Origin of the sequence: Lysinibacillus sp. RS11, assembly GCF_042019215.1 — a bacterium.
Taxonomy (GTDB): domain Bacteria; phylum Bacillota; class Bacilli; order Bacillales_A; family Planococcaceae; genus Lysinibacillus; species Lysinibacillus xylanilyticus_A.
Window position 1 is genome coordinate 4,728,590 of record NZ_CP168124.1, and the last position, 24,348, is coordinate 4,752,937.

General features: G+C 38.8%; 22 protein-coding genes, 2 pseudogenes and 1 other annotated feature. Of the genes and pseudogenes, 4 read left to right on the plus strand and 20 right to left on the minus strand.

Annotation, left to right across the window (positions count from 1 at the left end; genetic code table 11):
• Position 1: 1 nt before the first annotated feature.
• The 14 genes from rlmB to AB9L17_RS24500 all read right to left on the minus strand — a co-directional run bounded on the left by rlmB (position 2) and on the right by AB9L17_RS24500 (position 15,087).
• On the minus strand, positions 2-754 hold the full coding sequence (gene rlmB / locus AB9L17_RS24435; protein ID WP_068986559.1) for a 23S rRNA (guanosine(2251)-2'-O)-methyltransferase RlmB: 753 nt from the start codon (positions 752-754) through the stop codon (positions 2-4).
• Positions 754-1,173 carry a Mini-ribonuclease 3 gene (locus AB9L17_RS24440; RefSeq protein ID WP_068986560.1) on the minus strand — a complete coding sequence of 140 codons (420 nt, stop codon included), beginning with the start codon at positions 1,171-1,173 and terminating at the stop codon, positions 754-756. The genes rlmB and AB9L17_RS24440 overlap by 1 nt, the downstream gene beginning before the upstream one ends.
• 5 nt (positions 1,174-1,178) lie before the next feature.
• Positions 1,179-2,579 (minus strand): cysteine--tRNA ligase, encoded by a 1,401-nt coding sequence (gene cysS, locus AB9L17_RS24445; RefSeq protein ID WP_068986561.1) that lies wholly within the window; start codon positions 2,577-2,579, stop codon positions 1,179-1,181.
• Positions 2,576-3,226, minus strand: coding sequence for a serine O-acetyltransferase (gene cysE / locus AB9L17_RS24450; protein WP_068986567.1), 651 nt, complete (start codon positions 3,224-3,226; stop codon positions 2,576-2,578). The genes cysS and cysE overlap by 4 nt, the downstream gene beginning before the upstream one ends.
• Positions 3,227-3,385: 159 nt before the next feature.
• Positions 3,386-3,603: a binding site (T-box leader), on the minus strand.
• A 219-nt stretch (positions 3,604-3,822) separates the two neighbouring features.
• Positions 3,823-5,283: a glutamate--tRNA ligase gene (gene gltX, locus AB9L17_RS24455; RefSeq protein ID WP_068986562.1), complete on the minus strand. Its 1,461-nt coding sequence runs from the start codon at positions 5,281-5,283 to the stop codon at positions 3,823-3,825.
• A 91-nt stretch (positions 5,284-5,374) separates the two neighbouring features.
• On the minus strand, positions 5,375-5,851 hold the full coding sequence (gene ispF / locus AB9L17_RS24460; protein WP_068986563.1) for a 2-C-methyl-D-erythritol 2,4-cyclodiphosphate synthase: 477 nt from the start codon (positions 5,849-5,851) through the stop codon (positions 5,375-5,377).
• Positions 5,852-6,209: 358 nt separating this feature from the next.
• Complete coding sequence (gene ispD / locus AB9L17_RS24465; RefSeq protein ID WP_068985830.1) at positions 6,210-6,902, minus strand: 2-C-methyl-D-erythritol 4-phosphate cytidylyltransferase; 693 nt, start codon at positions 6,900-6,902, stop codon at positions 6,210-6,212.
• Positions 6,903-6,914: 12 nt separating this feature from the next.
• Entirely contained in the window at positions 6,915-8,000 is a 1,086-nt protein-coding gene (locus tag AB9L17_RS24470; protein WP_068985710.1) for a PIN/TRAM domain-containing protein, read from the minus strand.
• 352 nt (positions 8,001-8,352) lie between these two features.
• The gene (gene radA, locus AB9L17_RS24475) at positions 8,353-9,729 is read right to left on the minus strand and encodes a DNA repair protein RadA (RefSeq protein WP_068985711.1); all 1,377 of its coding nucleotides are present in this window, start codon (positions 9,727-9,729) and stop codon (positions 8,353-8,355) included.
• Between the two features lie 276 nt (positions 9,730-10,005).
• Complete coding sequence (locus AB9L17_RS24480; protein WP_068985712.1) at positions 10,006-12,450, minus strand: ATP-dependent Clp protease ATP-binding subunit; 2,445 nt, start codon at positions 12,448-12,450, stop codon at positions 10,006-10,008.
• A complete protein-coding gene (locus AB9L17_RS24485; protein WP_068985713.1) occupies positions 12,440-13,549 on the minus strand; it encodes a protein arginine kinase in 1,110 nt (369 codons plus the stop codon). Before AB9L17_RS24485 ends, AB9L17_RS24480 begins: the two co-directional genes overlap by 11 nt.
• Positions 13,546-14,094, minus strand: coding sequence for a UvrB/UvrC motif-containing protein (locus AB9L17_RS24490; protein ID WP_068985714.1), 549 nt, complete (start codon positions 14,092-14,094; stop codon positions 13,546-13,548). The genes AB9L17_RS24485 and AB9L17_RS24490 overlap by 4 nt, the downstream gene beginning before the upstream one ends.
• Positions 14,095-14,107: 13 nt before the next feature.
• Complete coding sequence (locus AB9L17_RS24495) at positions 14,108-14,578, minus strand: CtsR family transcriptional regulator (RefSeq protein WP_068985715.1); 471 nt, start codon at positions 14,576-14,578, stop codon at positions 14,108-14,110.
• Between the two features lie 203 nt (positions 14,579-14,781).
• Positions 14,782-15,087: a DUF4870 domain-containing protein gene (locus tag AB9L17_RS24500; RefSeq protein WP_068985716.1), complete on the minus strand. Its 306-nt coding sequence runs from the start codon at positions 15,085-15,087 to the stop codon at positions 14,782-14,784.
• A 118-nt stretch (positions 15,088-15,205) separates the two neighbouring features.
• On the opposite strand from AB9L17_RS24500, the gene AB9L17_RS24505 reads away from it, so the two are divergent.
• A complete protein-coding gene (locus tag AB9L17_RS24505) occupies positions 15,206-15,889 on the plus strand; it encodes a class I SAM-dependent methyltransferase (RefSeq protein ID WP_068985717.1) in 684 nt (227 codons plus the stop codon).
• Between the two features lie 51 nt (positions 15,890-15,940).
• Entirely contained in the window at positions 15,941-16,900 is a 960-nt protein-coding gene (gene corA, locus AB9L17_RS24510; protein WP_223553748.1) for a magnesium/cobalt transporter CorA, read from the plus strand.
• Positions 16,901-16,986: 86 nt separating this feature from the next.
• Here corA and AB9L17_RS24515 read toward each other — a convergent pair whose 3' ends face one another.
• Positions 16,987-17,205 carry a hypothetical protein gene (locus AB9L17_RS24515; protein WP_068985719.1) on the minus strand — a complete coding sequence of 73 codons (219 nt, stop codon included), beginning with the start codon at positions 17,203-17,205 and terminating at the stop codon, positions 16,987-16,989.
• 312 nt (positions 17,206-17,517) lie between these two features.
• Here AB9L17_RS24515 and AB9L17_RS24520 point away from each other — a divergent pair.
• Together AB9L17_RS24520 and AB9L17_RS24525 are read left to right on the plus strand one after the other, a co-directional pair.
• Positions 17,518-18,063, plus strand: a pseudogene (locus AB9L17_RS24520) (protoglobin domain-containing protein); the annotation flags it as partial.
• Between the two features lie 306 nt (positions 18,064-18,369).
• A pseudogene (locus AB9L17_RS24525) lies at positions 18,370-18,828 on the plus strand (methyl-accepting chemotaxis protein); the annotation flags it as partial.
• A 48-nt stretch (positions 18,829-18,876) separates the two neighbouring features.
• Here AB9L17_RS24525 and AB9L17_RS24530 read toward each other — a convergent pair.
• The 5 genes from AB9L17_RS24530 to adh all read right to left on the minus strand — a co-directional run bounded on the left by AB9L17_RS24530 (position 18,877) and on the right by adh (position 24,196).
• Positions 18,877-19,356 (minus strand): acyl-CoA thioesterase, encoded by a 480-nt coding sequence (locus tag AB9L17_RS24530; protein ID WP_068985721.1) that lies wholly within the window; start codon positions 19,354-19,356, stop codon positions 18,877-18,879.
• Between the two features lie 68 nt (positions 19,357-19,424).
• Positions 19,425-20,852: an aldehyde dehydrogenase family protein gene (locus AB9L17_RS24535; RefSeq protein WP_068985722.1), complete on the minus strand. Its 1,428-nt coding sequence runs from the start codon at positions 20,850-20,852 to the stop codon at positions 19,425-19,427.
• A gap of 41 nt (positions 20,853-20,893) precedes the next feature.
• Positions 20,894-21,856, minus strand: coding sequence for a DUF4003 family protein (locus AB9L17_RS24540; protein WP_375199902.1), 963 nt, complete (start codon positions 21,854-21,856; stop codon positions 20,894-20,896).
• A gap of 438 nt (positions 21,857-22,294) precedes the next feature.
• Positions 22,295-22,654, minus strand: coding sequence for a DUF779 domain-containing protein (locus AB9L17_RS24545; protein WP_068985723.1), 360 nt, complete (start codon positions 22,652-22,654; stop codon positions 22,295-22,297).
• Positions 22,655-22,675: 21 nt separating this feature from the next.
• On the minus strand, positions 22,676-24,196 hold the full coding sequence (gene adh, locus AB9L17_RS24550) for an aldehyde dehydrogenase (protein WP_068985724.1): 1,521 nt from the start codon (positions 24,194-24,196) through the stop codon (positions 22,676-22,678).
• Positions 24,197-24,348: the final 152 nt, after the last annotated feature.

The following is a 24,348-nucleotide window of genomic DNA, read 5'->3' on the forward strand; positions in this document are numbered from 1 at the left end:
GTCAATCATTCGCTTCTTGACGTTTACGATACACTTCATACATTAAGAGTGCCGCAGCTACCGATGCATTTAGTGATGTGACATGCCCGATCATTGGTAAATGATATAAAAAGTCACATTTCTCTTTTAATAAGCGACCCATTCCTTTGCCTTCACTACCAATAATAATCGCAAGTGGCAACGTTGCATCCATTTTACGATAATCTGCAGAACCTTTTGCATCTGTACCCGCAATCCATACTCCTCGTTCTTTTAGCTCGTCTACTGTCTGCGCTAGATTATTAACACGAACAACAGGTACGTGCTCTATTGCTCCAGTTGACGCCTTTGCCACTACAGCTGTTAAACTCACAGAACGGCGCTTCGGAATAATTATGCCATGCGCACCTATCGCATCAGCAGTTCGCATTATAGAGCCCAGATTATGCGGGTCCTCTAGCTCATCTAAAATTAAGAAGAATGGATCTTCTTGTTTTTTTGCCGCTGCAGCGAATAAATCCTCTAGCTCTGCATATCTATATGCTGCAACAGAGGCAACTATTCCTTGGTGATTGGTATCTGATAATTGATCCACCTTTTTTTTCGGGACAAATTGAACGATAACTCCACGTTCTCTTGCCAAATCTAGAAGTTCATTAACCCCTGATTTTTTCACACCTTCTGCAATCCATACTTTATTCATATCGCGGCCTGAACGAAGTGCTTCTAACACTGGGTTTTTACCGGCAATAATTTCACCATTTTGCTCTGCCATTATTTCGACACTCCTTTTGATTCCTCGATTATTTGAATAGCGTATGCAATGATTGCATACACGCGTTCTAATTCATTTAATAAATACAAACTACCAAGCACCGCCTCAAAGCCTGAGCTATTACGGTATGTTTGAACATCTGTATTTTTTGGCACAGAGCCGGATTTGGCATTGCGTCCACGACGGAACACAGCCAATTCCTCCTCTGTTAAAAAGCCTTCATCCATCATTTGATGTACAATCATAGATTGCGCTTTCGCTGATACATAACGTGTCGCCTCTCTATGAAGTGTATTAGGTTTAACACGGCCAGCACGTAGCAAATGCTCTCGTACCTTTTGCTCTAAAACTGCGTCTCCCATATAGGCTAACGCTAAGGCATTCAATTGCTTGACATCTTCGTTACGGAGTTTATCCAAGTTACTTACCCTCGTTTCCATCTAGTTCCTTGTCGCGTATCTTCTAAAATGATACCTTGCGCTTGCAAATGGTCACGAATTTCATCTGAACGAGCAAAATCACGGTTTTTACGTGCCTCTACACGCTCCTGTAAAAGTGCTTCAATTTCTTCGTCTAATAGCTCTTCTTCTTTTGCAAATTCAATACCTAAGACGTCACCTAACACCTCAAAAGTTTCAGCAAAACGCAATAATACTTTTTCATCGGTATTTGTTTCATTTAAATAAATATTGGCGATACGTGCTATTTCAAATAATACGGAAATGGCATTGGCTGTATTAAAATCATCATCCATCGCTTCTTCAAAATGCGCTTTTTGTTCAGCAATTTTTCCAAGCCATTCTTCCGAATGATCACCTAGGCCAGCAGTTGCTGTTAAACGGTGCTTAACATTGTTGTAGGCAGTACGAATTCGTTCTAAACCAGTTGCTGCTGCATCTACTAAATCCTTCGCGAAGTTAATTGGATGTCGATAATGCACAGAAAGCATAAAGAAGCGTAAAATTTGCGGGTCAATTTGTTTGCGGATATCATTGACGAGAATAAAATTACCAAGAGATTTGGACATTTTTTCATTATCAATATTAATATACCCATTGTGCATCCAATAACGCGCAAATGTTTTATCATTATGAGCTTCAGATTGTGCGATTTCATTTTCATGATGCGGGAATGTTAAATCTTGCCCACCAGCATGTATATCAATAGTATCTCCTAAATGTTCACGTGCCATTACCGAGCATTCAATATGCCAACCCGGACGACCTTTCCCCCAAGGACTTTCCCAATAAATCTCACCTGGCTTAACAGCTTTCCATAGCGCGAAATCTAATGCATCATCTTTTTTCTCGCCGGCTTCAATACGAGCACCGATTTTTAAATCATCCACCAATTGATGCGATAATTTACCGTAGCCATCAAATTTACGAGTTCGGTAATAGACATCTCCAGCTGACTCATAAGCATAGCCTTTATCGATTAAGATTTGAATGAATTGTATAATATCATCCATATGCTCTGTAACGCGAGGGTGTACATCTGCCTTCTTGCAGCCCAATGCTGTAACATCTTCAAAATACGCAGCAATGAAGCGCTCTGTTAATTCGTGAACTTCCTCTCCAAGCTCGTTAGCAGCCTTAATAATTTTGTCATCCACGTCTGTGAAATTTGAGACAAACTTCACATCATAGCCTTTGTATTGAAAATAACGACGCACTGTGTCATAAACAATTACAGGGCGTGAATTTCCAATATGAATATAGTTATAAACCGTCGGACCACAAACGTACATTTTTACTTTACCTTCTTCTAGTGGTACGAAAGTTTCCTTTTGTCGTGTTAATGAGTTGAAAATTTGAATACTCATTGTGTTTCTCTCTCCTTTTGTAAGCTTTCGATTTCCTGTTGCAATGTTGCAATCTGTTTCTCAAAAGCTTGACAACGTTCTTCTACAGGGTCAGGTATATTTTGGTGGTCTAGTTTTTTCTCTAGACGAACTCCATCCTTAATCACTATTTTACCAGGAATACCGACAACTGTAGCATTTGGTGGCACTTCTTTTAAGACAACTGAACCTGCACCAATTTTACTATTCTCACCAATTGTAATAGAACCTAAAACTTTTGCTCCTGTTGCAACAAGTACATTGTCCTTTAATGTCGGATGGCGTTTCCCCTTTTCTTTTCCTGTACCACCTAAAGTTACCCCTTGATATAAGGTTACATTATCACCAATCTCACATGTTTCGCCAATAACAACGCCCATCCCATGGTCAATAAAGAAACGTCGACCAATCTTTGCTCCAGGATGGATTTCAATTCCGGTAAAGAAGCGACTAATTTGTGAAATGGTCCGGGCTATAAAATAAAAGCGCCTTTTAAAGAACCAATGGGCTACTCGATGCGCCCATGTAGCATGTAAACCTGAGTATGTTAGCACAACTTCAAGTACACTACGAGCTGCTGGATCATTCTCAAAAATTGTTTCTACATCTTCCTTCATTCTTTTAAACACAAAAAACTCCCCCTTTTCATCCTGATTGGCCTTGACCCTTTGAAATACTGCAGCAGACGTTGATTTCACCATAGAGTTAGCTGAGTTGTGTTCGCGCACCCCACCATATCAACATGTGGATAAAAAATAAAAAGCGCCCCTATCATCCCTAAAAGGAATGACAGAGACGCTAAATTTGCGCGGTTCCACTCTGATTGAAGGCAAAAGCCCTCCACTCTGGACGTTCTGTAACGGGAACGAATCGATAAAGCCTACTACTGTTCAGCTTTATACTCAAAGGTGCATTTCAGTTTTGCCTAGGCTCAGACCACTTTCAGCCGGTGATGGTCCTCTCTTTAGAGCATGCGCCACTTACTTCTCCTTATCAACGCTTTTTCAATGTAAATTCATTTTACAACGAACTGACAAATTGTCAAACAATTTCGTCTTGGCGTAATTGCGTCCGGAGGCTTTATCTTCATTCAGTAGGCGGTTGGACACCCACTGAAAAAGAACTACATCCTCATTCATCTCACCACCTTCAGAGGTGGGAGTCTTCTGAGCTAGAGCTTTGCTTCTGCTTAAAAAACATTTGCTGAATGAAGATAAAATTCTATTTATTGTGCAAATTTTTCTACACGGTCAATTGATTTCTCTTTACCGATTAAGCAAATTGCGTTAGGAAGCTCTGGACCATGCGTTTCACCTGTCGTTACAACGCGAATTGGCATAAATAGATTTTTACCTTTGTGACCTGTTTCTTTTTGCACAGCTTTAATAGCCGCTTTGACAGCATCAGGTGTAAATTCCGCTATGCCTTCTAGCTGAGCTTTAAATGCAGCCATTACCTCAGGAACTTGCTCTCCCGCTAAAACTGCCTTTGCTTCTTCATCATATTCAATGTGATCATTAAAGAATAGGCGAGATAATTCTACAATTTCAGATCCAAAGCTCATTTGCTCATGATAAAGTGCGATTAAATCTGTTGCCCATGCACGTTCTTCCGCTGTTAGCTCTTCTGGTAATAAACCTGCTTTTTGTAAATGTGGTAAAGATAATGTCACCACTTCTTCTAATGATAGCTTTTTAATGTATTGATTATTCATCCACGTAAGCTTTTGTTTATCGAACATAGATGGTGATTTTGAAAGACGTTTTTCATCAAAGATTTTAATAAATTCTTCTTTTGAGAAAATCTCTTCTTCCCCTTCAGGAGACCAGCCAAGTAATGCGAAGAAGTTGAACATCGCTTCAGGTAGGTATCCTAAATCTTTATATTGTGTTACGAATTGAATAATTGATTCATCACGTTTTGATAATTTCTTACGGTTTTCATTAATGATTAATGTCATATGACCAAAGCGTGGATATTCCCAGCCAAATGAGTCAAAAATCATCATTTGTTTTGGTGTATTCGATAAATGCTCTTCACCGCGGAATACATGGGAAATTTCCATAAAGTGATCATCTAACACTACCGCATAGTTATACGTTGGAATACCATTTGCTTTAACAAGTACCCAGTCACCAATATCTTTTGACTCAAATGTTACTTGTCCACGTACTAAATCCTCAAATTCATATGTTACATTTTCAGGTACACGCATACGAATTGTGTATTGTTCACCAGCAGCTTCTTTAGCCGCAACTTCCTCCGCTGATAAATGACGGCAAGTACCATCATAAGTTGGAGCTGCAACACCTCGTGCTTTTTGCTCTTCACGAGATGCTTCTAATTTCTCTGAAGAACAGAAGCATTTATAAGCTAAACCTTGCTCTAAAAGCTTTTCAGCGTGCTCTTTATAAATATCGAGACGCTCCATTTGACGATAAGGTGCATATGGTCCACCAATATCGATTGACTCATCATATTCGATACCTAACCATTTTAAGTTATCAAGCTGAGATGCTTCTCCGCCCTCTACATTACGTTCAATATCCGTATCTTCAATACGTACGATGAATTTACCGTTATGATGTTTTGCATATAAATAATTGAATAACGCTGTACGCGCTCCACCGATATGTAAGAAACCAGTAGGGGATGGCGCGTAACGAACACGAACTTCTTTCGCCATTATTAAAAGCCTCCTAAATTTTCGTTCAAAAAATTGACTTTGTTCATTTTACCACTCTGTTACAGGAAATAAAAGCGTTGAGAGCCTGCTTTTACTTCTTCACCAATAGGATTGTCGCCATAGATGCAATCCCTTCCTCGCGACCCGTAAAACCTAAACGCTCAGTTGTTGTTGCCTTGACATTCACTTGAGAAGGCTCTGCATGAAGTAATTCAGCAATACGATTTTGCATTTGTTCAATATAGGGTGCCATTTTCGGACGTTGTGCCATAATCGTACAATCCACATTGCCTAGAACATAACCCTTGTCCTCAACAATCTTCCAAATATGCTCTAATAATTTCGCTGAATCCGCATCCTTAAACGCGGGATCTGTATCTGGGAAATGACGGCCGATATCTCCTTCACCGATAGCCCCTAATGCTGCATCCGTGACAGTATGTAATAAAACATCTGCGTCAGAATGCCCTACTAGCCCTTTTTCATGAGGAATTGTTATACCCCCAATAATTAACGGGCGTCCTTCTTCAAATGCATGTACGTCAAATCCTTGTCCTACTCGAAACATATGATATTGAGACTGTCTAATAAGTTAAATAAAATAAATCTATTCAGCTTATAAGGCAGCCTCATTCACCTTCCTTTACTTTTTAATTTTATCTATATTATACCCTCACATTTTAACATATTTCCTAGGAAATTGAGTTAGTAGTGAGCCGTTCGCTCAATGAATATTCAATTATGGTTACAAATCTAAAAATATAAAAGGGGCTGGGACAGAACTCGATTATTTTGAAAAATAGCGAAAACAGATAATAACTTTTTCGCTTCAATGAGTAGAGCGTTCCTTCCTAAATCAAAAAAATGTTAGACCGATATCGGTCTAACATTTTTTCTTTTTGTTCCAGCCTCTTTTTAGTTGGCTATTATAACGTTTCCAAAGCACGTTTACGCAATATCGCTTCTCCGAAAACTAAATCTTCTTGCGTCGTCATTTTTACATTCTCGTAGCTACTTTCGACAATATGCACCTCATGACCAAGACGTTCAACTAGCATTGCTTCATCGGTACCAAGAAAGCCTACTTTCTCAGCGACATCCTCCGCCTCCACAATTAAATCAAATTGGAATGCTTGTGGGGTTTGTATCATCCATAAGCTTTCACGATCAACTGTCTCTTCAATCACACCATCCCGTACTTTTTTCATCGTATCCTTCGCACGAACACCTGCAATCGCAGCGCCAAAGTTATGAGCACTTTGTACAAGATTCGCAATAATGTCATGCGTAATAAATGGACGCGCAGCATCGTGCACAAGCACAATATCGACCTGCTTCATCTCTTTCATACACGAATGAACAGAATGCTGTCGCTCAACACCTCCATCAGGCAGGCCTTTAACTTTAGAAATTTCATATCTCTGGAGCATTTCTTGAATAAATACACGTTCTTCTGGCTTCACAGCAAGCCAAATACCCGTACATTGACGATCCTTTTCAAAAATTTCCAGTGTGTGTATAAGAATCGGTTTCTCTAAAAGATTTAAAAATAGCTTATTTTGCCCCGCTCCCATTCGCTTTCCGCTTCCTGCTGCAGGCAACACTACTTCATATTGCACATTTCCCACTTCCTAGTCATCCTTTGGTTTAGCAAAAATCATACGACCTGCCGATGTTTGTAGAACACTTGTTACGGTTACCGTAATTGCCTGTCCTATATAGCTACGTCCACCTTCAACAACGATCATTGTGCCATCATCTAAATAAGCAACGCCTTGATTATGCTCTTTCCCATCTTTAATGACCATCACTTGCATATTCTCACCTGGAATAACAACAGGCTTCACTGCATTTGCTAAATCATTGATGTTTAGCACCTTCACGTGATGTAGCTCACAAACTTTGTTCAGGTTAAAGTCGTTCGTTACAATCTGTGTATCGTTGCCCATTTTCTTAGCAAGACGTACTAACTTTAAGTCTACTTCTTGTACATCCTCAAAATCCTCTTCAGTAATCTCAACCTTCGTCATACGCTCATCCTGTAATTTCTTTAAAATATCTAAACCACGACGACCTCTTGTACGCTTTAACGTATCCGAAGAATCCGCAATATGCTGAAGCTCAGTAAGGACAAATTGAGGTACAACCAGGATACCTTCAATAAAGCCTGTTTCAGAAATATCTGCAATACGACCATCGATAATAACACTTGTATCTAACAGTTTATAGCTTCCTCGTACTTCTTGAGGTTCTACACCTTCAGGTGATTTTTTCTTCGCGTTGTTACCGCGTAATGTAAAAAGCTGGATTAATTCATCTCGCTTTTTAAAGCCTACACGGAACCCTAAATATCCAAGTACAAATGACAGTATTATTGGTAAAACCTTCGTAAAATTAGGTAAATCAATACTATCAATTGCAAAACCTAAGAAATACGCAACGATTAGCCCGATAATAAGTCCAAGCGTACCAAATAATAAATCCCCAACAGGTACTTTAAATAGCACCTCTTCCATCCAGCTAATGAGCCTTACAAAATAATCGGAAAAGGCAAACGATAATGTAAACAGTAAAAGTGCTCCTAAAGCTACTGATACATAGGGATTATCTAGCCAAGGATTAGATGATAAATGAAGCAATTCGTATAATGGCGGTAAGAAAACAAGGCCTAATGCTCCTCCAATCAGTAAAAAAGCAATTTGAACAAATTTTTTCATAAACTGTCACCTCCAATTCTTAATTTATAATTATACATAGTTTACTGTAGAAAATCCTTTATGAACCCACCAAATTATCATTATTTCATCTACTTTTGAATGAACATTTCAGGTCTACTAAAAAAGGAACAATCAAGCATTCAATTTGTCCTTCTCCCATCATAAAAAGTGCTCTTTGGGCGTCCGAAGAATCATTACAAAAAGCCTTATTCTCGGATGTTATCTAGGACGCCGATTCCCCCCTTTGAGTTTCCTACCTTTATTCTATGAATTCAAAGCTTTCTTTAAGTAAATATCTTCCTTTGTAAGGAAAAGTGCATGTCAGAACATTGTCCAACATGCACAAACTTTTTTATAGCTCTCTAAAGCAAGTATTCAATGCATCTTTTATCGTTTCTACACCAACTATCTGAATACCTTGCGGAAAATCCCAGCCACCGATATTCGAGGCCGGGATGAAGGCTCGTTTAAATCCGAGCTTCGCTGCCTCAATGACACGCTGTTCAATACGAGATACTCGACGCACCTCTCCCGTCAATCCTACCTCCCCAATAAAGCAATCGGTCGCTCCGACAGCTTGATCCTTAAAGCTTGAAACAATGCTTGTCAACACCGCCAAATCAATTGCAGGCTCATCAAGCTTTACACCGCCAGCAACTTTAATATATGCATCCTGCGCCTGTAGCATGAGACCCATTCTCTTTTCAAGGACTGCCATAAGCAGTTGCACACGGTTTTGATCTACACCCGTTGCCATTCGTTTCGGATAATTAAAACTCGTTGGTGTTACAAGCGACTGAATTTCAACTAGAATTGGTCGTGTACCTTCCATCGAGGCAACAATTGTTGAACCTGCCGCCCCTTGTGAACGTTCCTGCAAGAACAACTCAGACGGATTTAAAACTTCCTTTAAGCCTCCTTGAAGCATTTCAAAAATAGCAATTTCATTAGTAGAGCCAAAGCGGTTTTTTTGGCTACGTAAAATACGGTGGTTATGATGTCGTTCCCCTTCAAAATACAATACCGTATCAACCATATGCTCCAAAATACGCGGTCCTGCAATTTGTCCCTCTTTCGTAACATGTCCAACTAAAAAAATAGCGATTCCCTTTGTTTTTGCAATTCGCATTAGCTCCGCTGTACATTCACGCACCTGTGATACACTACCAGGTGCACTCGTTACCTCAGGATGAAAAACTGTTTGAATGGAATCGACAATGACAAACTTAGGCTGCACATCATCGATGGTCTGATTTAAAAACTCTAAATTTGTTTCTGAATATATATAGAGCTCCTGTGATATCACTCCTAAACGCTCTGCCCGTAGCTTTGTTTGACGAATTGATTCCTCACCGGAAATATAGAGCACACGATGTCCTTTATTCGAAAGTAATGCCGATACTTGTAATAATAACGTCGACTTCCCAATCCCAGGGTCTCCCCCGATTAATACAAGCGAACCAGGTACGATGCCTCCACCTAGCACTCGGTTGAGCTCACTCATTTCTGTTGCAACTCGTGATTCCTCAGCTGCTTCAACCTGCATAATAGGGAGAGCCTTTTGGGTAACTGTAGCGGAGTGTTGAAAAGCCCCTCGAGGCCCTTTAGCTACAACCTCTATCTCTTCAACCATCTTATTCCATTCCCCACACCCTGGGCATCTTCCCATCCATTTTGCCGATTCATAGCCACAGCCTGAGCATACAAATTTTGTTTTTTTCTTTGCCAAATTACATTCACCTCGAATATTTGTTCTTATCTATTTATTGTACATAAAAAAGGACAGCTTGGCACTATAGCCTTGCTGTCCTTTTCAAATGAAACATTTATCCGCATTAACGGGCAGAAATTTATCTGTACCGCCAGTAAGTGACAGGTACAAGATCCTCACCTCAAAATTCAGCAAAAGCAAAGAACTTAGGCGGGAAATTAACTACCTGTAAAAGCCCTTTTGGTAAAGACTAATACTCAGTGGATGGGATGAAGAAGCCCCCACTGATGGAGATTATTTAGAAGTAGAAACTTCTTCTTTTTTCTTTACAACAAACTCATCATTCACATAATCAATGACCACTTGATTACCCTTCTCTACATTGCCTTTTAGTAGTTCTTCCGATAGACGGTCTTCTACTTGTTTTTGTAATGCTCGGCGTAGTGGACGGGCACCATATTGAGGATCATAGCCTTCCTCAGCAATTTTCTCTAATGCTGCATCCGTTAACTCTAACGAAATGTCTTGTTCTTTTAAACGTTTTGTTAAAGAATTCGCCATCATTGATACGATTTCTTTTAAGTGTACTTTTTCTAGTGAGTGGAAGACGATCATTTCATCGATACGGTTTAAGAACTCTGGACGGAATGCTTTTTTCAATTCCTCTAACATTGTACCCTTCATATCTTTATACTTCGTGTCAGTACCACCTACATTGAAGCCAAGGTTTTTCTGATATTTTAAAGCATCTGCACCAACGTTTGATGTCATAATAACAACTGTGTTGCGGAAATCTACCACACGGCCTTTAGAATCTGTTAAACGGCCATCTTCAAGTACTTGAAGTAAGATATTGAAAACATCTGGATGAGCTTTCTCAATTTCATCTAGTAATACTACAGAATATGGTTTGCGACGGACCTTTTCTGTTAGCTGACCACCATCATCAAAGCCTACATAACCCGGAGGTGAACCAACTAAACGTGAAGTCGAATGTTTCTCCATGTACTCAGACATGTCAACACGAATCATTGCGTCCTCATCGCCAAACATCACTTCAGCTAATGCTCTTGCAAGCTCTGTTTTACCAACCCCAGTAGGACCTAAGAAAATGAATGAACCAATTGGTCGTTTCGGATCTTTTAAGCCAGCTCTTGCACGGCGAATAGCACGAGAGATTGCTTCTACCGCTTCTCCTTGACCTACAACACGTTTGTGCAACTCTTCTTCAAGCTGTAATAACTTAGAAGATTCTTCAGAAGCAATTTTAGATACTGGGATTCCAGTCCACATTGATACAACCGATGCTACATCATCCACTGTAACTTTGGATTCAGCTTTCCCTTGCTCTTCTTTCCAATTTTTTCTCGTAGATTCGATTTCATCTTTTAGCTTTTGCTCTGTATCTCTTAATGACGCTGCCTTTTCAAACTCTTGACCTGAAACAGCTGCATTCTTTTCAGAGCGTACATTTTCAAGTTTATCTTCAAGTGCCTTTAAGTTTGGTGGCACTGCGAATGAACGTAAACGTACTTTAGAGCCCGCTTCATCGATTAAGTCAATAGCCTTATCCGGTAAGAAACGATCAGAAATATATCGGTCACTCATTTTTGCTGCCGCTTCAATTGCTTCATCTGTAATTTTCACACGGTGATGTGCTTCATAACGATCACGTAAGCCTTGAATAATTAGAATAGCTTCTTCTACAGTTGGCTCATCAACTTGAATCGGTTGGAAACGACGCTCTAATGCCGCATCCTTTTCAATATATTTACGATACTCATCTAGTGTTGTCGCACCGATACATTGGAGCTCACCACGAGCTAAAGATGGTTTTAAAATATTTGAGGCATCAATGGCACCTTCTGCACCACCTGCACCGATTAATGTATGCAATTCATCGATAAATAAAATCACATTGCCTGCTTGGCGAATTTCATCCATTACTTTTTTCAAGCGATCTTCAAATTCACCACGATATTTTGTTCCAGCAACAACTGTCCCCATATCAAGAGTCATAACACGTTTATCACGGAGAATTTCTGGCACTTCATTATTAATAATTTGCTGAGCTAAACCTTCAGCAATAGCCGTTTTACCGACACCAGGCTCACCGATTAATACAGGGTTATTTTTTGTACGGCGAGACAATACCTCGATAACACGAGTGATTTCCTTGCTTCGACCAATGACCGGATCTAAAGTGCCTTCGCGAGCAATTTGCGTTAAATCACGCGCAAGGCTATCTAATGTTGGTGTATTGGCAGCCTGTGCAGCTTGCTGACCAGATTGAGCATTATCGTTATTACCTAATAACAATAGCACTTGTTGACGAGCTTTATTTAATCCGACACCAGCATTGTTTAATACACGGGCCGCTATCCCTTCACCTTCACGAATAAGCGCTAATAGTAAATGCTCTGTTCCGATATAGGAATGACCTAATTTACGTGATTCATCGACCGATAGTTCTATTACTTTTTTAGCTCGAGGCGTGTAGTGGACAATTGGACCAACATCTTCCTTACCTTTCCCTACAAGCTCTTCAATACCCGCTTCAATCATTTGAGGACTAATATCAATGGCTTCTAATGCTTTTGCAGCAATACCACCGCCTTCACGGATAAGCCCTAATAGAATATGCTCTGTTCCAATTGATTCGTGTTTCCAACGAATAGCCTCTTCTTGTGCAAGCTGTAATACTTTTTGCGCGCGTTGTGTAAAACGATTAAACATCAAATGAATCCTCTCCTTTTCCCCCAATAATAGGCTTACTCACATTTTCTCGAAATAATGCCTCACGAAGCATTTCGGCCCGTACGCGATCTCGCTCAGCAGGCGGCAAAACATCCCCTGCATAATTCTGCAAAAAACCAGGTTGCATACTGACAACACATTCGTTTAAAGTCATCGCTTTAATACCTTCAATTAGCTTTAAATCAACCCCTAAACGAACATTTGATAGGCAGGTAGCTGCTTCCTCACTCGTTAAAATTCGAGCGTGTGTTAAGGTACCTAAAGCACGATATACACGGTCTTCTAAAGCAAGCTCTGCTTTTTCCATTAACTTACCTCTTGCATGTCGTTCTTTTTGAATTATTTTTTCAGCGACACTCTGAATGTCCGCTAAAATATCATCTTCTGTTTTTCCTAGTGTAATCTGATTTGATACTTGGTAAACATTACCTAAATTTTCGCTACCTTCTCCATATATTCCTCTCACTGTCATGCCTAAACGCGTCATCGCATTAATGATTTGATTCATCTGACCTGTCAGTGTAAGTGCTGGCAGATGCATCATGACAGATGCTCGCAAACCAGTACCAATATTTGTGGGACAACTTGTTAAATAACCAAATGTATCTCGAAATGCAAAAGGTAAAGCTTTCTCTAAGATACGATCAATTTTATTGGCCTGTTCATATGCTTTTTGAAGTTGAAAACTGGCCGTCATACATTGAATGCGTAAATGGTCTTCTTCGTTCACCATAATGCTAGTTGATTCATCATCAGATAAAAGTATGGAGCCCACTAGCTCTTTTTTTGCAAGCTGAGGACTAATTAAATGTTTTTCTACAAGTATTTGACGTTGTAAAGGTGTTAAATCCTTAATCGCAAAATAAGAGTAATTTTCTTGAAGTTTCGTACTATCCTTTATTGCATGTGTAACTGCCTGCTCTACCTGTAATGCCTCATTCTCTGTAAAGGCTAATGGAAAGCGATAACCATCTAAATTTCGCGCAAGGCGGATGCGTGTACTAATAACAATATCTGAATAATCGTCTTCTACACCCATCCATGTTGGTGTTGCACGTTCTAAAAACGATTCAATCATCACGACACATCACCACCTTCAAATTGTAGCTGCTTCTCAAGTTCCTTAGCTTCATCACGAAGCTTGGCTGCCACTTCAAATTGTTCTTCATCTACAGCAACTTTCATACGTTTACGAATATCTTCAATTTGCTTTTTGATAACATAAACATTGCTTCTGGCACCAGGCATTTTCCCTATATGTTGAGGACCTGCCTGTATACGGTTAAAGAGCTTCGGTAAGTGCTCGCTAAAGGTGTCATAACAAATAGGGCATCCAAATTTACCTTCTTTTAAAAACTGTTTATACGTAAATCCACAGTGTGGACAGGTTTGAGGTTGTGGCTGCGCCTGCTGTTTTTCATCTGCTTTTTGTTGCTGCCATGAAGGAGAGCCAAACCAATTGGATAATAGCTGTTGAATAGATACTGGCTCTTGTTTAAATTCAGCATGAAATGGATGGAACTGAGAGGCGCAGACGTCACAATAATGATGCTCCACCTTTTGACCACTTTGAACTTGTGTTACGGTAACTGTTGCATTACGTTGTTTACAATGTTCACAAATCATTTCCATCACCTCTCTATTTTTGCTGTTCATATTTAATCGTCGTTAGCATCGCCCTTAATATTTTTCCTCGAATATGATCTCGTAAAGGGAGCTGTAAATCTATGGTTGAGCGATCAATCGCTGCTAACATTAATTTCGCTTCTCGCTTTGAAATTACCTGCTCATCAATTAGTCGAAAAACTAAATCTTCCGCCATTGTTTGCGATGCCCCACATTCTATTTGCCCGAGGACATCATCGATTAGATCAATTTGTGAATTCGCGCGGACACGTAAAATTCGAATGTATCCACCACCACCACGTTTGCTTTCAACAAGGTAACCTCGTTCGGCTGTAAATCTTGTATTAATTACATAATTTATTTGTGAGGGTACGCACTGAAATTTATCTGCGATTTCACTACGTTTTATTTCAATATGCCCTTCTCCACCTAATTCAAGTACTTGCTTTAAGTAGCCTTCTATGATGTCTGATATATTACGCATTTTAGGAATACACCTCGCTTACTTCACTGACTTTGACTATCTTTGACTTTCTTTGAGTATATTATACAAAACGCTTAAAAATAATTGCAATTATTTCGCACACTGAAATGTTGAAAGCGGCTGCTCATCTCTATACTCTACCCTTATCATCAATGAAAAAAACGCAAGCATATGCCACTAGCATATACTTGCGTCTATAAAAATTATACCCAGCGACCGACAATTGGATAACGCCAAGGCTCATCAGATAAAGCCTTCACAATACCGATAATTGGGACGACGAATAACATAATACCGAAAATAATTAAGAACGGTATACCAATTAATAAAAAGCTTAGAATACCTGAAATTGCAATTAAAGCCCACATAATAATTTGGAACAGCAATGCCTGAACGGAAATTGTTTTTATTTCTTCATCAGAACTAATTAAGAAAAATATTATGGGTACTACCCATGGCGCGAAAAACGAACTTGCGTGTATGATTACCTTAGACCATTTTGTTTCCATTTATATCAACCCTTCCTTATTATTTTATTTTTTATGTACTATACTTACGGATTTATACCCTAGATAGTTTCAATTTAAATTGAATATATAAATATTTTTGAAAGGAATGTGATACACGATGGAATTTAATAACACACTTGCAAATGAATATGAAAAAGGCATTCGTCGTACGCTACCTAGCTATGATGCGATGCTACGGTTAACACATACCTTTTATCATTCTACATTACCCGAGCAAGCTGAGTTTTTAATAGTTGGCTCAGGAAGCGGCAATGAAATTTTACAGTTCGCTGAGAAAAGACCTCATTGGTCATTTGTTGGTATAGATCCTTCTTCAGCAATGCTACAAATTGCTGAAGAACGTTTAAAGCCTCTACCTAATAATATGTCTTTACATCAAGGCACGATACTTGATTCTTTACTGCCTTCAATAAAATTTGATGCAGCTAGCTGTATTTTAGTGCTTCATTTCATCGATGATGATCAAGAAAAACTTGCAACATTGAAGGAGATAGCAAATAATTTAAAGCCTGGTGCACCATTTGTGCTCGTCTCAAAATACGGGCAACTAGGTTCTTTAGAAACGGAGTTACAATTTGATTTGTGGCGTGCTTATTGGCTACAGCATACAAAGCTATCACCATCAGAGGTAGCAGAAATGGAGAAATCCATACGTTCTCTTTCATTTATGCGTGAAGAGGACATTTTATCACTATTACGGCAGGCAGGCTTTACAGAACCATCTAGATTCTTTGCCACTACTTTATTTGGCGGTTGGATATGCTATAAAGAGGGCGAATAAAATTTAGGGCGCGCCTGTTAGGATAGAGTCAACAGAAGTGAGGTGAATGCTGTGATACGTACAATTGGAATTACAAAAAACCAACAGCTTATAAAGGACTTTCCACTTGAGGATATACACAATAACGAATTTGAATGGTACTGGGTAGATTTTAATTGTCCGACCGACGAGGAAGAACTACTATTAGATACATTCTTCCATTTCCATCCACTTGCTATAGAAGATTGCTTAATGCGTTTACAGCGGCCAAAGCTCGATTTTTATGATGATTTCCATTTCTTTGTTATTCAAAGGGTTAACGAAGAATTAATAGCTGAGGAAGTAAATATTTTTGTTTCTAATAAATTTATTGTTACATTCCACAAAAACGAAGCACCTGAAATAGATCGAGTACAAAAGATGCTAGAAAAAAAGCCAAAGTATTGGGAACGAGGCACAGTATATTTAACGTATCAGGTAATCGATAAAATCGTTGATAGCTATTTTCCTCTTGTCTATAAAATCGAGGATCATTTAAATGTACTTGAAGACGAGCTTACCTATCAAAGTAACCCCAATGCCATGAAAATTGTGTTCGAATTCCGCAGTGATTTGCTTCATTTGCGTCGCACGATTTTACCGATGCGTGATTTATTATATCGGATACTTAATTCTTATCGCTTTTCACTAAAGAAGTCTGAACGAGCTTACTTTGGCGATATTTACGATCATCTGCTAAAGCTTACAGAAATGGTCGAATCCAATCGAGAACTTACAGCTGATATGCGTGATAGCTATATGGCGATGAGCTCTAGCCGTATGAATGGCATTATGATGACATTAACTATTGTATCGACAATTTTTATTCCGTTAACATTTATTGCTGGTGTTTACGGTATGAACTTTGATAATATGCCTGAACTTCATGGTCGTTATAGCTACTTTATTGTACTTATTTTGATGATTTTAATTGCAATATCTATGCTCGTCATTTTTAAATTGAAAGGCTGGTTCAAATTATTTAAACCTTAGGCTTTTCACAGCCTACGTAAACGCAAAGAAATCTGCTTCTTTTTCAGTTTTCACACTGAAGAAGAAGCAGATTCTTGCTAATAACCTTATTTTTGCTTGTACGGCCCACGATTATCAATTTTATCTTCACCCTGCTGTGGAAATAAAAAGTATGCGAGTACCCCTGAAAATAATGTTGCACAAATTGTAATTAGTAATTGATCTAAGCTTGGTACTTCAGCATAGTATTTTCTTAACATATAAACTGAGCCAATTGCTACAATTACCATGACTGGAATAACAAATTTAAAACGTTTTTTCTCCATGTAATCCCCCTCCTGAAACCTATTTTTTCACGTACAATTTTTTATCCAGCTAAACAGTTCGTATTTTACAGGTTTCCTATTTAGAATTCAATTTGCTCATTCTCTATAAAAAAGTCCATTTCATGACGTTTAATCGACAATCGTCTGTCATTATTATAAAAAATTTTAGAAATAAACGAAAATTTTAACCAAATAACCAACAAAAAATAGTAAAATATTAAAATACAATATATTTAGTACATTAACAAAATTTACAAAGAGTCTTTATTTGATCTATTTATTTTGCATTTATAAAGAATGGAGCAAACAACAATGAGTTGGTTTACAAAAAACAGCAATTCTAGCTACTCAATAACGTTAACACCTGAGGCATTTCAAAACAATGTACAATTAAATGTTTCTAATCACCCTAGATTACAAAAACAATTGCAATTATTAGATTTAACGGCTGAGGATTTAGCCGTTATTAAACAACTACAACCTTTAGCTAAAGATCTAATTCCTAAAATGGTAGAACAATTTTATGCAGCTATTAGTTTAAGTCCGGAATTAGTAAATATTATTAATAGAACTTCACATATTGACCGTTTAAAAGTTACTTTACATAAGCATTTAAGTGATATCTTCGAATGCAATATTAATGACTCTTATATTAACGAACGGAAGGCAATTGCGGAGACTCACGTTCGCATCGGTCTACAGTCGAAATGGTACATTGCTTCATTCCAGTCATTAACTTCGACTTTTACAAACTTTGTAAATGAGTTAGACATTTCTAAGAACGATGCAATTCGTGCCATTAATGCCTTCTGCAAAATTATTAACTTCGAGCAACAGCTTGTTATAGAGGCATATGAAAAAGAAGAAGACCGTATTCGTACCGAAGCTACTGAAACAAAGATCTCTCTTGTTACTACCATTCAAAAAACCGCTGAGGAGCTAAACTCAATTAGTGAGGAGACAGCAGCTTCGTTACTAGTCATCTCCTCTCAAACAGATGACATTGCAGTAGCTACTAAGCAAGGGTTAAGCTTCGTTGCTGATACGCAAGAAAAATCTAAAAGAGGACAGCAACAGCTGCAAGAGCAGAATAACTTAATACAAGTCATTTTACAAAGTGTGAACGGTCTTGAGGTAACAATGAACCAGTTACGTACTTCATCTCAGAAGATTTCAGAAATTGTTGGACTTGTAACTGGCATTGCAGATCAAACAAATTTATTAGCACTAAATGCTTCTATTGAGGCAGCTCGTGCTGGTGAGCATGGGAAGGGCTTTGCTGTTGTTGCTGAAGAAGTCCGTAAGCTTGCTGAGGAAACAAAAAATGCCGTACAAAACGTTTCCCATCTCATTAAAGAAACAGAAAGTAATATTACAACAATGTCGAATTCAGTTATTAACGTTGACCAAAAAATTCAACATAGTGTAGATACACAAAACAGTTTATCTAAATCATTTAATGATATCGCCGATGCTGTGTCTGGAATTCAACAGCAATATGTAAATACATCCAGAGATATTTCAGCCATCTCCAATTTAATAACTGAGCTGTCACAAGGAGCTACGCTTGTTTCTTCCTCTTCTGACTCGCTTATCAATGTTGTAAATGAGCTAAATTTGTAAAACCGCAAAAAAGGGAAACTGACAGTATACGTCAATTTCCCTTTTCATTTAATGCGGCAATGCACGTTTTTGTTTCCGATGCTCTCGACGTGCTGGTCCCGTTTCAAACAGACGCTTTTCTGCATCTGTTTCAGGATAAATTGCTGGAACTGGCTTAGGTTTCCCTTCATCATCTATTGCAACCATCGTTACAAAGGATTCCGTTGTTAATTTTTCCTCACCCGTTCCAATGTTTCGTGAAATTACTCGAACATAGACTTCCATTGAAGAACGTCCAGTTGACGAAACAATACTTTCAATTTCTAAAATATCCCCTACATGTGCTGCTGACAAAAAATCAACAGAATCAATAGAGGCTGTGACTACAAGCCCTTTTGCATGCTTCATTGCTGTGATCGCAGCAATTTCATCAATATAAGCTAACACTCTTCCACCGAAAATGGAATTGTGATTATTTGTATCTGGCGGTAATACGAGACGCGTTTGAACCGTACGTGACATGCTCATGGGTACAGCGTTGTTTGTCATAAATCTTATAACTTCCCTTCATGTATGTTCTTTCGTCATCGTATCGCAGAAAAAGAGTTGATGCAAATTTAGAATGATTTTTTCATCGTAATAAACTTCATATCCGTCATTTCCTCAATAGCCCACTTAATGCCTTCACGACCATAACCACTCATTTTTACGCCACCATATGGCATATTATCAACTCTGAATGTCGGAATATCGTTTATAATAACAGCGCCTACTTGTAATTCATCCGCTGCACGTAACGCATCTGGCAATACATTCGTATAAATCCCTGCATTTAAGCCAAGTTCCGACTCATTCACTAGTCGAATAGCGTCGTCTAATGTTTCATATGAAACAATTGAGACGATTGGCGCGAATGTTTCTTGACAAACTACTTTCATATTCGCTGTCACATTCGTCATAACAGTTGGTGTTAATGTACGCTCAGTGAACGTTCCTCCTGTTGCAACTATCGCACCTTGCGCCTTTGCTTCCTCAATCCATTGACGAATACGTTCAACTTCACCAGCATTAATCATCGCACTAACATCTGTATTTTTATCGAGCGGGTCACCTACTACAAGCTTTTCAGTTTCTGCCACAAATGCTTTTGTGAACTCATCAATAATCGATGCATGGACATAAATACGTTGTAATGAAATACAAACCTGGCCAGCAAAATTAAAGGCACCTCCGACACAACGCTGAATAATTTTATCAATTGGTGTCGATGGTTCAACAATTACTGCCGCATTGGAACCAAGCTCTAATGTTATTTTACGTAAACCGATTTTTTCCTTAATGCCCAAACCGACCTTGCCACTGCCCGTGAATGTCACCTTTTTCACGTATGGATGTGTCACGAGTGTATCGCTAAGCTCACCACCGCTACCGGTAACAATCTGTAGCGCACCTTCAGGTAGACCCGCTTGCTGAAAAATTTCCGCCATGACGATAGAACTTAATGGTGTTTGTGTCGCTGGCTTTAACACGACTGTATTACCAACTGCAAAGGCAGGACCTAATTTATGTGCTACTAAATTAAATGGAAAATTGAATGGCGTAATGGCGGAAATCACACCTAAAGGTTCTCGTTTTGTCCAGCCAATACGGTCCCCTGCCCCAGGTGCAGCATCCATAGGCACCGTCTCACCCATTGCTTGCTTAGCACCTTCTGCAGCAAATTGATAAGTTGCTATTGTGCGTTCTATTTCAGTTAAGCCTGCAGATATCGGCTTACCTGCCTCTAAGGCCAAAATCTCAGCTAATTCCGCTTTACGTTGTCGCATTATGTCGACCACTTTATATAAAATTTCGGCGCGTTCGTAGGCTGTTGTCTTTTTAAACGTTTGGAATGCCTCCTGTGCACCTTCTATTGCTTGCTCAACATCAGAAATTGACGCCTTAGCTACCTTTGCAATAACCTCACCACTGTAGGGTGACTTCAGCTCATATGTTTCCTTTGCGTTCTTCCACTGACCGTTTATCCAAAGCTTCGTTTCTTTCATCCTTCAAATGCACCTCCAAAATCAAGTTCTTCTTTATTTTATCACGAAGAACTTGAACTAGAAGCTGCTGCAGAAACTGCTGCTAACATCGCTGTTTGTTGTGCTTGGATTATTAATTGAATAGATGACATAATTGTCATTGATAAAGATTGTTGTACCTTAGCCATATCATACATAGCAATTTGTATAGCCATAAAAAACACGAATTCACGGTGCCATTTCAATAGTTTCATACCCTTCAATTCATGGTATAAATTCACAATCTGTTGAAGGTGTGCACTATTCACTTCAAGAATTGCTAAAAATCCGAGTAATGGATAGTGCATCGTTTTAACCTTTACATCCTGTTTTTTTAATGTGTCACGGATTGTCACCACATTTGGCACTAACTTACTATCATGTTGAGGAGATAAGAACGTCAATATTTGTGATAGCCATTGTAGTTCGTTCCCCGCATTAAAATTATATGTACGCAACTCTTTATAATAACGATTCATTGTTTCAGCACGAAGAACAACATCATCAGATGCGGCACTCAACAATACTGTATAGGGTATATCATCGTTAGCTGTTAAAAATCGATGATGCTTACGGACCTCTTCAAATAATAACCGTGCTGCCTGTGCATGTGCACGTTTCTCACTTTCCACCTCAGTTAAAAACTGTGCACCAATAAAAATAAAGTTGCCGCCTCTAAATTTAGCTTCCTTCAATATGCTTACGTTTGACAGTAGATTTTTTACCGCTTGTTCTGTATCCTCTTGCTCCACCAAATTTGCAGCAATACTATACCTTACTGCTGTTCTTAACGGAGAAGCCCATGAAGATTGCTCTTTCATTTCTTGTAATACTTCTTTATATTTAACGGAATCAAAGGTTTTTCCTGACGCCACATATTTGCTTGCAATTGCTAGTACAATTTTACGATCAACGGTCCATCCGACAGCCTTCGCTACATCCTCCACAGTTTGTGTAAATTGGTTTTCAATCATAGTAAATTCCATTTTCAACACACTCCTTTTTCCATATTTACGTAATAAAACATTAAAAGGATTCATCACTTTTGGCACATCACTATCCCCAAGGGGTCGCCCAGCCTACACTCCCATTAACTTCTATACATGGCAGGATGATGAGCTTCAGTTTTGTAACAATTAACACAAATAGTAAGCTTAATTTAATGTATGTGGCTCGATTTTATATGGTTTAATGAACATAATTAAAAATGAGTGGAGGAACTGATGTTAATTGAAATAACCATAACCAGTAGAAAGGCCTTATTCAAGGAAACCTTACAAGATCGATTACGATTATTTTTGATATTACGTAACTCTCCAAATAATATAGCCTTACATAAACGGTTTCAGAAAAAATAACATAAAAAAGCAGCGACTAAACGTTGTCGTTTTGCCGCTGTTTTCATTTTCAATATAATGACGCTGTTAAATTAACCCCAATTCCCTTAACTCCTCTGTTGAAAAGGCTCTTGATCTTGTTAAAAATCGTTTACCTTCAACGCCTTCAAGCGAGAACATACCGCCCCTGCCATCGACTACATCCAAGATTATTTGTGTATGCTTCCAATAATCGTATTGATTTTTATGCATATAGAAAGGAGTACCACCCATTTCCCCAAGGCAAACATCTTGGTCGCCTAATAGTAAATCGCCTTCAGGGTAACACATTGGTGAGGAACCGTCACAGCATCCACCAGATTGATGAAACATAACGGGTCCATGCTTTTCTTTCAATAATTCGATTAGTGCTAGCGCTTCTGCTGTTGCTAAAACTCGCTCGACCACGCTTATGCACCTCCCTATTAATTAGAAGAAACCAAGTTTGTTTTCGCTATAGCTAACTAGTAAGTTTTTCGTTTGCTGATAATGCGCTAGCATCATTTTATGGTTTTCACGGCCGACACCCGACATTTTATAGCCACCGAACGCTGCATGTGCAGGATAAGCATGGTAGCAGTTTGTCCAAACACGACCTGCTTGAATACCTCGACCGAAGCGGTATGCTGTATTCATATCGCGTGTCCATACACCTGCACCTAAACCATATAATGTGTCATTCGCAATTTCTAATGCTTCCTCTTTTGTTTTAAATGTTGTTACAGCAACAACTGGTCCGAAAATCTCTTCTTGGAAAATACGCATTTTATTATGCCCTTTGAAGACAGTTGGCTTAATGTAGTAACCATTTTCAAAACCAGATCCTACATTATTTTTCTCTCCCCCAATTAGACATTCTGCACCTTCTTGCTTACCAATATCTAAATAAGAAAGGATTTTTTCCATTTGCTCACTTGAAGCCTGTGCTCCCATCATCGTATTCGGATCAAGCGGATTTCCAACTTTAATCGCTTCAACACGTTGTAGGACACGCTCCATAAATTTATCGTAAATGGATTCTTGAATTAATGCACGAGAAGGACATGTACATACTTCACCTTGGTTTAGAGCGAATAATACAAAGCCCTCAACTGCTTTATCTAAAAAGGCATCATCTTCGTCCATAATATCTTCAAAGAAAATATTTGGTGATTTACCGCCCAATTCTAATGTAACTGGAATAAGGTTTTGCGAAGCATATTGCATAATTAAGCGACCTGTCGTAGTTTCACCAGTAAAGGCAATTTTACCGATGCGTGGATTCGATGCTAGTGGCTTCCCTGCCTCTAAGCCAAAGCCGTTGACAACATTCAGTACACCCGCTGGCAATAAATCTTCTATTAATTCAACGAGTAACATTATCGAAATTGGTGTTTGCTCTGCAGGCTTTAACACTACACAGTTTCCAGCTGCAAGTGCAGGTGCTAGCTTCCAAACAGCCATTAATAACGGGAAGTTCCAAGGGATAATTTGACCTACTACCCCAATTGGCTCATGGAAGTGATACGCAACTGTATCATTATCGATTTGGCTTACTGCGCCTTCTTGTGCACGTAAAGCCCCTGCGAAATAACGGAAATGGTCAATGGCAAGAGGGATATCTGCATTTAATGTCTCACGTACCGCTTTACCGTTATCCCATGTTTCCGCAACAGCTAGCTTTTCTAAGTTTTGCTCAATGCGGTCCGCGATTTTAAGTAAAATGTTTGCACGCTCTGTTGCGGATGTTGTTCCCCATGCATCTTTTGCGGCATGTGCTGCATCAATTGCAAGTTCAATGTCCTCAGCAGTAGAACGAGCTACTTGTGTAAAAACTTGTCCAGTAACAGGCGTAACATTATCAAAGTATTGACCTTTCACTGGGGATGTCCATTCTCCGCCGATAAAATTATCATATTTCTCTTTGAATTGAACTACCGATCCTTCAGTGTTTGGAAATGCATAAACCATTTTACTTCTCCCCTTTACACAAAATAATGAGAATATATCTACAAAAATCGATATTTTTATCGAAATAACAATATTTTCATAGAAGCTCTCTTACCTAATATATTGTCAGAAACAAAAAATAATTTCAACTTTTTTAAAAATTCTTTCGACAA

Bases quoted from the DNA above. Each gene is read 5' to 3' on its own strand.
- AB9L17_RS24470 (WP_068985710.1), bottom strand. From the start codon at position 8,000: ATGAAAAAATTTGTTCAAATTGCTTTTTTACTGATTGGAGGAGCATTA.
- AB9L17_RS24515 (WP_068985719.1), bottom strand. From the start codon at position 17,205: ATGGAGAAAAAACGTTTTAAATTTGTTATTCCAGTCATGGTAATTGTA.
- AB9L17_RS24535 (WP_068985722.1), bottom strand. From the start codon at position 20,852: ATGAAAGAAACGAAGCTTTGGATAAACGGTCAGTGGAAGAACGCAAAG.
- cysS (WP_068986561.1), bottom strand. From the start codon at position 2,579: ATGAGTATTCAAATTTTCAACTCATTAACACGACAAAAGGAAACTTTC.
- AB9L17_RS24540 (WP_375199902.1), bottom strand. From the start codon at position 21,856: ATGGAATTTACTATGATTGAAAACCAATTTACACAAACTGTGGAGGAT.
- AB9L17_RS24505 (WP_068985717.1), top strand. From the start codon at position 15,206: ATGGAATTTAATAACACACTTGCAAATGAATATGAAAAAGGCATTCGT.
- AB9L17_RS24500 (WP_068985716.1), bottom strand. From the start codon at position 15,087: ATGGAAACAAAATGGTCTAAGGTAATCATACACGCAAGTTCGTTTTTC.
- AB9L17_RS24530 (WP_068985721.1), bottom strand. From the start codon at position 19,356: ATGACAAACAACGCTGTACCCATGAGCATGTCACGTACGGTTCAAACG.
- AB9L17_RS24490 (WP_068985714.1), bottom strand. From the start codon at position 14,094: ATGATTTGTGAACATTGTAAACAACGTAATGCAACAGTTACCGTAACA.
- gltX (WP_068986562.1), bottom strand. From the start codon at position 5,283: ATGGCGAAAGAAGTTCGTGTTCGTTACGCGCCATCCCCTACTGGTTTC.
- ispF (WP_068986563.1), bottom strand. From the start codon at position 5,851: ATGTTTCGAGTAGGACAAGGATTTGACGTACATGCATTTGAAGAAGGA.
- AB9L17_RS24495 (WP_068985715.1), bottom strand. From the start codon at position 14,578: ATGCGTAATATATCAGACATCATAGAAGGCTACTTAAAGCAAGTACTT.
- rlmB (WP_068986559.1), bottom strand. From the start codon at position 754: ATGGCAGAGCAAAATGGTGAAATTATTGCCGGTAAAAACCCAGTGTTA.
- adh (WP_068985724.1), bottom strand. From the start codon at position 24,196: ATGGTTTATGCATTTCCAAACACTGAAGGATCGGTAGTTCAATTCAAA.